The organism is Bradyrhizobium sp. AS23.2, assembly GCF_001908185.1.
Taxonomy (GTDB): Bacteria; Pseudomonadota; Alphaproteobacteria; order Rhizobiales; family Xanthobacteraceae; genus Bradyrhizobium.
In genome coordinates this window covers 1-8,116 of the sequence record NZ_LGHM01000230.1, presented here as the reverse complement: position 1 = coordinate 8,116, position 8,116 = coordinate 1, and the positions used below count along the sequence as shown (strand labels likewise).

Sequence of the window (8,116 nt, the reverse complement as noted above, 5' to 3'; positions counted from 1 at the left end):
TTATGAAAGTGATTGGCCAGCAACTGCGCGCGTCGCTGAGGCTTGAGCCGGAACAACCGGAGAGTCTTAGAGCGCAAATCCAACGGCTTCGGGAATTGGAGGAGCGCTCACCATTAACCCGTTCCCTCTGGCGGGCATGGTGGAAAAGGCAGCTGATGCAGACCGAAGGTCCGTTCAGGGTCACGAGCGTCGTCCGCTGCGATAGACGGCGGCCTGACGATTTCCGCTATGCCCCCGTTAGCGACCAGGGTCGTATGGCGGTGCAATATGTCGCGAAGGGCCAAAACCTGACAGTTCCACGCGGGCAAATTGTTCAAAAGGACTTCCGCAGTTGAACCATCTCCTTGTCGACCGGACTTACGTCTAGGCGGAGATTTGCCGTTCGCTCTGCCGAACGGCAGCGACAGAACGGTTCGTCACTGCCGGATTTAACACGACGCAGTCCGCGGAGGTGAACCGTGACCGAAACCTGGCTGGCCTTGCTGCAGGGCGGGACGACTGCCCTTGCAACCGAGACGATCGCTGCTTTGCAGCAGACATTAAGGGGAAGCGTTTGTCTGCCTGGGGAGGCGGGTTATGATGATGCCCGCACGATCTGGAATGCGATGATCGACCGCCACCCAGGTATGGCGGTCCGTTGCAGAGGCGCTGCAGACATCACCAATGCCGTTCGGTTTGCGCGTGAGCATGGCCTCTTGCTCGCAGTGCGAGGCGGCGGCCATAACATTGCCGGGAACGCGGTCTGCGAAGGCGGGCTCCTGATCGATCTCTCGCAGATGCGCTCGGTTCGGGTCGATCCCACTCGCCGCACGGCGCGGGTTGAGCCGGGTGCCACGCTCGGCGACTTCGACAAAGAGGCACAGGCCTTCGGGCTTGCCACGCCACTCGGTATCAACTCGACGACAGGAGTGGCGGGTCTCACACTCGGCGGCGGTTTTGGATGGCTTGGCCGCAAATTCGGCCTTACTGCCGATAACCTGATCTCGGCGGACGTCGTAACTGCTGACGGCAAGCTCCTGCAAGCGAGCGCGTCCGATAATTCGGACCTGTTCTGGGCGCTTCGGGGCGGCGGCGGCAATTTCGGGGTCGTGAGTTCGTTCGAATTCCGTCTTCATCCCGTAGGTCCGATGGTCCTATCCGGCCTGATTGTCTATCCGTTTGCGCGGGCAAAGGAGCTTCTTTCCGGATATCGCCGAGTTGCGGCGAAAGCACCCGACGAGCTGACGGTCTGGGTTGTGCTGAGACAGGCCCCACCCCTGCCTTTCCTGCCTCCCGAGGTCCACGGCAAGGAAGTCCTCGTCTTTGCGCTCTGCTATGCAGGCGACGAAGGCGCCGGCAAGAGCGCCTTGGAGCCGCTTCGGGCGCTCGGAGAGCCGATCGCCGAAATGATCGGCATGCAACCGTACGCGGCATGGCAGACCGCATTCGACCCGCTGCTCACGCCGGGCGCACGCAACTACTGGAAGTCGCACAATTTCCTTGAACTCAGTGACGGTCTGATCGACATCCTTGCAAGCTATGCCGCGAGGCTTCCGACTCCGGAGTGCGAGATTTTCATTGCCCAACTCGCCGGGGCCACCAGCTGCGTCCCGCTCGATGCTACGGCTTACCCGCACCGCGATGCAAATTTTGTCATGAATGTCCATACGCGGTGGCGCGAACCAGCCGACGACCGGCGATCGATCGACTGGGCTCGGCAGCTCTTTGCCGAAACGGCGCCTCACGCAACCGGCGGCGTCTATGTCAACTTCATGCCGGAGGACGAAAGCGATCGCGTATCGAGCGCATATGGCGCGAACTACGCGCGGCTCGCGGCGCTGAAGGCCAAGTACGATCCGGATAACCTGTTCCGGTTGAATCAGAACGTCCGGCCGGCCGCGGCACAGCGGCCCGCCGCCTGACCGGAAGAGAGCAAGTTGGCCATCGCAGAATGGCTGCGTAGCCTCTGTTCGCGGGCCGCCGCGGCGCAGGGCGCAGCTATAACCACGCGCCGCCTTGCGCCGCATTTCATCGGTCGGGTCCAGAAACGACCTAGCGCCATGCTACCTTTCACGCAAACATCGCCGGCGTTATCTGGTCGACCTCGATGATCGTGTCGGCCGGAATATTGGCGCGCCTCGCCGCATTGCGAATGGCGTCGGCGTTTTCGGCCTCATAAAGACAGTAGGTTTTGCGCTTGTCGGCACTCAGAAAGGAGAAGATCCACTTCACTCCTTCTTCATCGTTGATGAGATCGACTCTGTCGACGCCTTCCTTCGTGAACTCCAGTTTTTCTGCGAAGTTTCGCTCGATGATGAAACGCGGCATGGCCCTCTCCCGTGTACGACGTGGCACGTCAGTGCAGTTGACCGCGGAGCCTTGTAAGCAGAGCGGTCATGTTCAGGCGACCCGCCGTCGCCAAAGATTCGTTCAACAGCGTATCGGCATGTGCGATGTCGCTATGGCGGCCGCGGCGGCGCAGCATGTGCGCGTATCGGTGCTGCGCGTGCGCCAGCCAGGGCCATGCATGCATGTGCCGGTCCATCTGTAGCGCCTCCTCGAAGTGCTCTTCGGAACGATCCCAGTCGCCGAGCATGTCGGCGAGAGCCCCGAGGAAGCGGCCGGCCGATCCGTAGCAGACGGTCGCGATACCGGCTGTGACAGTCACGTGGCGGTAGGGCTCGAGCAGATCGTACAAAGCGCGCGCGCAGCGCTCGTCCTCGAGCGCCGCGCAGACATCGGCAAGATAGGAAAGCGTCGTGCTCCGCTTCGCATCCATCGGGAAGGCGAAACAGGTCTGCCGCAACTCGTCCAGCATCTTTTGTGCCTGCGGCTTAAAGCCCAGCTCCGTCGCGACGAGCGCGAATCCGGGCTTCCAGGTATTGCCGTCTGGTTCGTTATTGATCAAATGTTTGATGACAGGGGCAATCTCCGCCAGGCGTCCCTGCTCACGGCGGATCGTGAACATTTGCACGCCGTAGACGCCTTCGGCACTCTCTCCATGCGTCCTGCGACCGATCGCATACGCGTTCTCAGCGAGCTTCTCGGCGGTCGGAAAGTCGCCGATCAGAAGAGCCTGCATGGCTCGCCCAAGCTGCGCAACCCATTCCTGGTGCAGCATCTGCCGACCTTCAATTGCTGACTGAAAGGTGTCCAAAGCCGCGATCATCCCCTGGTAGTCGCCAAATTCGGCCGCATAATAGATGTGCACCGAAAGAATTCGGGTGCGGAGGTCTGAGTCATTCAGCCGATCGGCAATCGCGAGCGCCTCGCGCAGTCGGTTGCGCAGGTCAGCAGATTGTGTCCTCGAGAGCGCGGTCGGCCCCAGAAATGGAGTAAACAGAACTTCACAGAGAGAGCGGTCGTCCTCGAGGCGGCGCGCCATTTCGATGGCCTCGGAATTCAAAATGTCAGCGCGCGCGAAATCACCCTTCATCAAGAACCCTCTACCGAGCCAACTCAATATCTGGCAGCGCTGACGGCTGTCTCCTCCTTCGATTGCCGATAAAGCTTCGAGCAGCAGCGCGATGGAAGGATCAAAAGATTGATAGTAGAAGCGGGCCTGTCCAAATCCGATGGCGCAGTTGGCGAGTGCATCGCTGTTTCCACGGGCTCGTGCCTCGCCGGCGGCGCGCTCGAATGTGTCCGAAGCCTGCTGCAGATGGCCAGCCGCCGACTGCGCCCGACCCAATGCAATTCTTGTCTCGAGCACGGCGTCCTCGCGCCCTTCCGCATCGGGCAGTCTCTCGGCGATGGCCAGGGCCTTCCCGTAATGTTCGATGGCCTCGTAGTTCGCCGAGCGCGCCAGCGCGCGCTCGCCCGCACGCCGCCAGAACGGCAGGGCCAACTGTGGTAGTCCGGCCTCGGAAAAGTGTCGCGCAACCAGCTCCGGCTGTCTGTCCGCTGTCTCACGGTGGTACTCGGCAAGGGCGCGGGCAATTGCCGCATGATACCGCTGTTTTCTGCTCGTCAGCAGGGACTGATATGCCGTGTCCTGAATGAGGGCGTGCCTGAACGCCAAGGCATCCTCGGAAGGCCCCCCTCTCAGAACCAGATGCGCCGCCATCAGCTCGGCGACGGCAGCATCGAGATCGGCGGCCGGAAAATCGCACACATGAGCAAGCAGGTCTCGGCTGAACTCGCGGCCGATGACAGAGGCGATTTGGGCGGTTTCTTTCGCGGTCGGCTGGCAGCGATCGAGGCGTGCCATCAAGGAGCCCTGCAGCGTCGTCGGAAGCCCCACCTCAAATTCGCCGGCGCCGGCCTTGCGCTCGACCAGAGAGCGGGCCAGCTCCTCGATAAACAGGGGGATGCCATCGGTCCGGCCGACGATCTCATCGATCACGCGCGCGCTGGCAGTGGCGCCGGCAATGTGTCGCACCATATCGGCGATCTGAGGCTTTGCCAGCGGCCCGAGGGAAAGCTGCAGCACATGGCCGTAAAGGCTGGGCCATTCACAAGTCCAGCTCGGCCGGTGTGTCACGAGCAACATGATCGGTGCTCGGTTGATTGGCGCCATCAGCGCATCGAGCAGCTCGGTCGTAGTGGGATCGATCCAGTGAGCGTCCTCGACAATAATCAACACTGGAGAGCGCGCGGCGCGCTGCAGGAACCGGTCCACCAGCGTCTGCAGTGTGAGGCTCTTCCTTTGCTGTGGCGTCAGGTCGATCTTGCCGTACCGATCATGGCAATCGAGGGACAGAAGCTCTGCATAAACGGGAGCCACCGTCCGAATGTCCGCGCCCACGTCGGCGAGCATATGCTCGAGCTTGTCGAGCCGTTGCTGGTTGCTATCGCCCGGCCGAAAGTCGGCGGCGCGGCCGAGATTCTGAACAATCGGAAACAGGGTACTGTGGGTATGATAGGGCGAGCATTGAAACCGCAGGACGACATGCGGCGGCGTCGCGCCTAGTTTTTCTGTAAAGGCCTGTACCAACCGGGATTTGCCGATGCCGGCATCCCCCGAGAGCAGGATTGCCTGTCCCTCTCCTGCGCGCGCAAGCTCCCACCTTTCAACGAGTAGCGCGAGCTCGTGCACGCGACCTACGAATGGCGACAGCTCTCCGGCATGCGCCGCATGGAATCGGCTTTCGACCTCTCGCTCGGACTTAACGAGATGCACGCGGGTGCCTGTCCCGAATCCCTTAAGAGGTTTCTCACCGAGGTCCTCGACGACGAAGGCGTCGCCGATCAGTCGCCTGGTCGCCTCCGCGACGACGAGTTGATTGGGTTGGGCGATCGCCTGGAGCCTGGCTGCCAGATTGGGGGTCTCGCCGGCGACCGCGCCTTCCTCTCGGACAGAGCCGGCAAAGAGGTCCCCGACAACGACTCGCCCCGTGGCAATCCCAACACGCGCGTTGAGCTCGACGTCCTTGGTTCTCAGAAGTCGCACGGCGGCCAAGGCCTCAATCCCAGCTCGAACCGCGCGCTCGCCGTGATCCTCGTAGGCACACGGCCATCCGAAATACGCCATGACACCATCGCCCAGATAACGGGCGACGTAGCCGCCATAGCGGGTGACCGCGCCGGAGACCCGATCTTGGTAGCTACGCAGCACCTCCCGCAGGTCCTCGGGATCGAGCCGCCGAGATAATTCGGTGGACTCAACCAGATCGCAGAACAGGACGCTCAGCAGGCGTCGCTCCGGCGGCCGCTCGGGGGGGAGCGCGCGGCAACGGCTTATCGTTCGCATGGAGAGAGTTGGTGTTTGCCGCCGATAGCGCGCCTCCGAAGGACTCGGCCACCGCCGCCAGGATGATCTTGCGGTGTCCGAGCGATACCCCCAGTTCGCGAAGATCCGTCTCCGTAAGATGCGGGAGCACCCTCAGATCGACATCACCGGCGGCGAAGGCATCACAATATTGCCCGAGGCCAAGAGCGCGCAGCCATGTATTGATGTCTTGGCTCATGAGCCCGCTCGCTGCTTTAGATGTTTCCTCCTCATGGTTCTTGCTCCCGGTCAACTATGGAACGCGTGTGCGCCTTTCGCCGGGGAAAGTGCCTCGCCCGCTCTCTTGGTTCCGGGTTAAGCGGGCGCGGACGATATTCTGCAGCGAGTACTTCGGCAGCCGCAGATGACTCTCGATAGGACCTCGTGCCGATGCAACACCTAAGTCCCTACGCAAGCACGCTGCACTTTACCGCAAACGTGCAGCCGCGCATAGAACTGCCGCAGCGCGATAATGTCGCAAATGCTGCCCTACATCGCATTCGGCCGGAATAGCGAAGAGGTCCAAGTCGAGATCGACTTGGAAGTCTAGACCAACGCATTGCCATGTTCACCTGTGGGTCACGAGCGTCACCCTCTGCAATAGACGTCGGCCTGTCGATTTCCGCTAGTGCTCCGTTAGCGACCGACGGTGCGTCGCGGTGCAATATGTCGCGAAGGGCCAGTTCCAGACATTGGCCAATGGCGTCGTCCAACCCATAGGCGGCTCTTATTGTCGGCTTGTCCGCCTAGCGTCGACCCTTGGCGCTAATTCGACGGGACACCGCTACTCCGGCGCCGCGGAGTGATGTTTTGATCAGCCCGCCAGGGTAGCGAGGGAAGTCTCCGCTCTAGGACCTACGACGCTGGCTCCGTTCGCAGCGCGCTTACCGCAGCTCTGATCATCGCGACGGTTTCGAGCTCGGCGTCGCTGTCATGAGGCTGACGCCACGCGCTCTGGATTGCGATGACCACCTGCTCGGCCGGATTGACGACGATGAACTGGCCAAAGTCACCTCTCGCCGAGAAGGCACCGTTGTTGACGCCGCCGGGCAAGGGCGGCACCGCCCACCAGTGATAGCCGTATCCCGCCGGTGAACCGGGCATGAGCCGACCGAAGCCGGTGGCCGCGCTGTCGGGCTGTCCGGCGAGATCGCGCCAGCCGGGCGGCAGCACCCGACGGCCACTGAAGGCTTCGCCATCCTCCAATATCAGCTGGCCGAAGCGACCGAAGTCGCGCAGGCGCGCACTGACGCCAAGCCCGCCCAGCTCCAGGCCGTCCTCGGATTCGAGTTGCCAATACCCGTCGGCCTCCATGCCGGCAGGTCTCCAGATCTTCTCGGCGCAGTAGTCGGCCAAGGGCCGGCCCGTGGCGGCCACGACCAGCGCGGCGATCAGGCAACTCTCGCCGCTCGAATAGTTGAAGACAGTACCCTGCGGATGAGCGCGCGGCAGTTTGCACAGGAGGTCGAGGACGGAGCCTGGCTGCCGGCTTACCATGGCCTGGCCCAGTTGAAAGGACTCTGAGCGTCCGTCAGCATCGTCTTCCTCGCGCCAGGCCACACCGGAGCACATCCGCAGGAGATTACGGATCGTTACGCCCTCGTAGGCCGAGCCACGCATCCGCGGCAGGTATTGCTCGCAGCGATCGTCAAGGCTGCCGATCGCGCCATCGTGGAGCGCCGCCCCGACGAGCGTCGCGGTGATCGACTTCGCGGTCGAGCAGCTGACCCACCGGCTCTCCGGAACGTTGCCCATGCCGTAGCGCTCCAGCGCGATCTCGCCGTGCTTCAGGATCAGCAGCCCGGCCGTGCGGCGGCGGGCCATGTAGTCGCTGACGCTGAGGCGGACCCCGCCCACCTCGAACGTCAGGTCCGCGAGCGAACGGGCGTGCGGTGGGAGCGGCCGCACCGCTTCGCCGCGCCGGATGACACGCACCGGCCAGACCTGGTCCTGGTTGCGGAAGGTTGGCGCCTGGTTTTCGGGCGTCGTGTCCCAGAAGTTCGGAATTGCCCGCTCTGCATCGGTGTCACCGCGGTTCATGCCAGCACCTCGCCAACGCCTGCGTGCCCGACATCGATGCGCGCGCCGATCGGCGCCGTGACTGCAGCCTTCGTCCGTGTGCGACAGGCCATGAAGACCCCCTCCGTTCGATGAGACGACGCCAGATCGCTCGAAACGGCGAGGCTTGCAAAGCAAGTTAAGTTGGCTTGCGTCGGTCCCGACCCGCTGGCATGCTAACGGCCGACCGTAGCGGCGACATCGCCCCGTCGGGGGTTGCGAATGTCCGCCATGGGTCTTGGCTGTGTGAAAACGCAACGGCGCTCAAATTTCGGAGAAAAGAATTCTTTCAAACACCGCTTCTGAGACTGCGAAGAGGATACAGAGCTTCGGTGCCGCGTGATCTGAGAAGTAGATTCTCCGCCATCC

General features: G+C 62.5%; 6 protein-coding genes. 2 read left to right on the top strand and 4 right to left on the bottom strand.

Annotated elements, in window-relative coordinates; all coding sequences use genetic code 11:
• Positions 1-335 (top strand): hypothetical protein (locus tag AC630_RS46455; RefSeq protein ID WP_074123561.1); only part of this gene is annotated, 335 nt, incomplete at its 5' end.
• Positions 336-458: 123 nt separating this feature from the next.
• The gene (locus tag AC630_RS38370; protein WP_074123560.1) at positions 459-1,901 is read left to right on the top strand and encodes an FAD-binding oxidoreductase; all 1,443 of its coding nucleotides are present in this window, start codon (positions 459-461) and stop codon (positions 1,899-1,901) included.
• Positions 1,902-2,049: 148 nt separating this feature from the next.
• Here AC630_RS38370 and AC630_RS38365 read toward each other — a convergent pair whose 3' ends face one another.
• The 4 genes from AC630_RS38365 to AC630_RS38355 form a co-directional block, all read right to left on the bottom strand.
• Positions 2,050-2,307 (bottom strand): DUF4242 domain-containing protein, encoded by a 258-nt coding sequence (locus AC630_RS38365; protein ID WP_074123559.1) that lies wholly within the window; start codon positions 2,305-2,307, stop codon positions 2,050-2,052.
• Between the two features lie 28 nt (positions 2,308-2,335).
• A complete protein-coding gene (locus AC630_RS38360) occupies positions 2,336-5,671 on the bottom strand; it encodes an ATP-binding protein (RefSeq protein ID WP_083636554.1) in 3,336 nt (1,111 codons plus the stop codon).
• Positions 5,583-5,888, bottom strand: coding sequence for an SAM domain-containing protein (locus tag AC630_RS43120; RefSeq protein ID WP_083636552.1), 306 nt, complete (start codon positions 5,886-5,888; stop codon positions 5,583-5,585). Before AC630_RS43120 ends, AC630_RS38360 begins: the two co-directional genes overlap by 89 nt.
• A gap of 656 nt (positions 5,889-6,544) precedes the next feature.
• Positions 6,545-7,729 carry a serine hydrolase domain-containing protein gene (locus AC630_RS38355; RefSeq protein ID WP_074123558.1) on the bottom strand — a complete coding sequence of 395 codons (1,185 nt, stop codon included), beginning with the start codon at positions 7,727-7,729 and terminating at the stop codon, positions 6,545-6,547.
• Between the last annotated feature and the right edge of the window lie 387 nt (positions 7,730-8,116).

Bases quoted from the DNA above. Each gene is read 5' to 3' on its own strand.
- AC630_RS43120 (WP_083636552.1), bottom strand. From the start codon at position 5,888: ATGAGCCAAGACATCAATACATGGCTGCGCGCTCTTGGCCTCGGGCAA.
- AC630_RS38360 (WP_083636554.1), bottom strand. From the start codon at position 5,671: ATGCGAACGATAAGCCGTTGCCGCGCGCTCCCCCCCGAGCGGCCGCCG.
- AC630_RS38365 (WP_074123559.1), bottom strand. From the start codon at position 2,307: ATGCCGCGTTTCATCATCGAGCGAAACTTCGCAGAAAAACTGGAGTTC.
- AC630_RS38355 (WP_074123558.1), bottom strand. From the start codon at position 7,729: ATGAACCGCGGTGACACCGATGCAGAGCGGGCAATTCCGAACTTCTGG.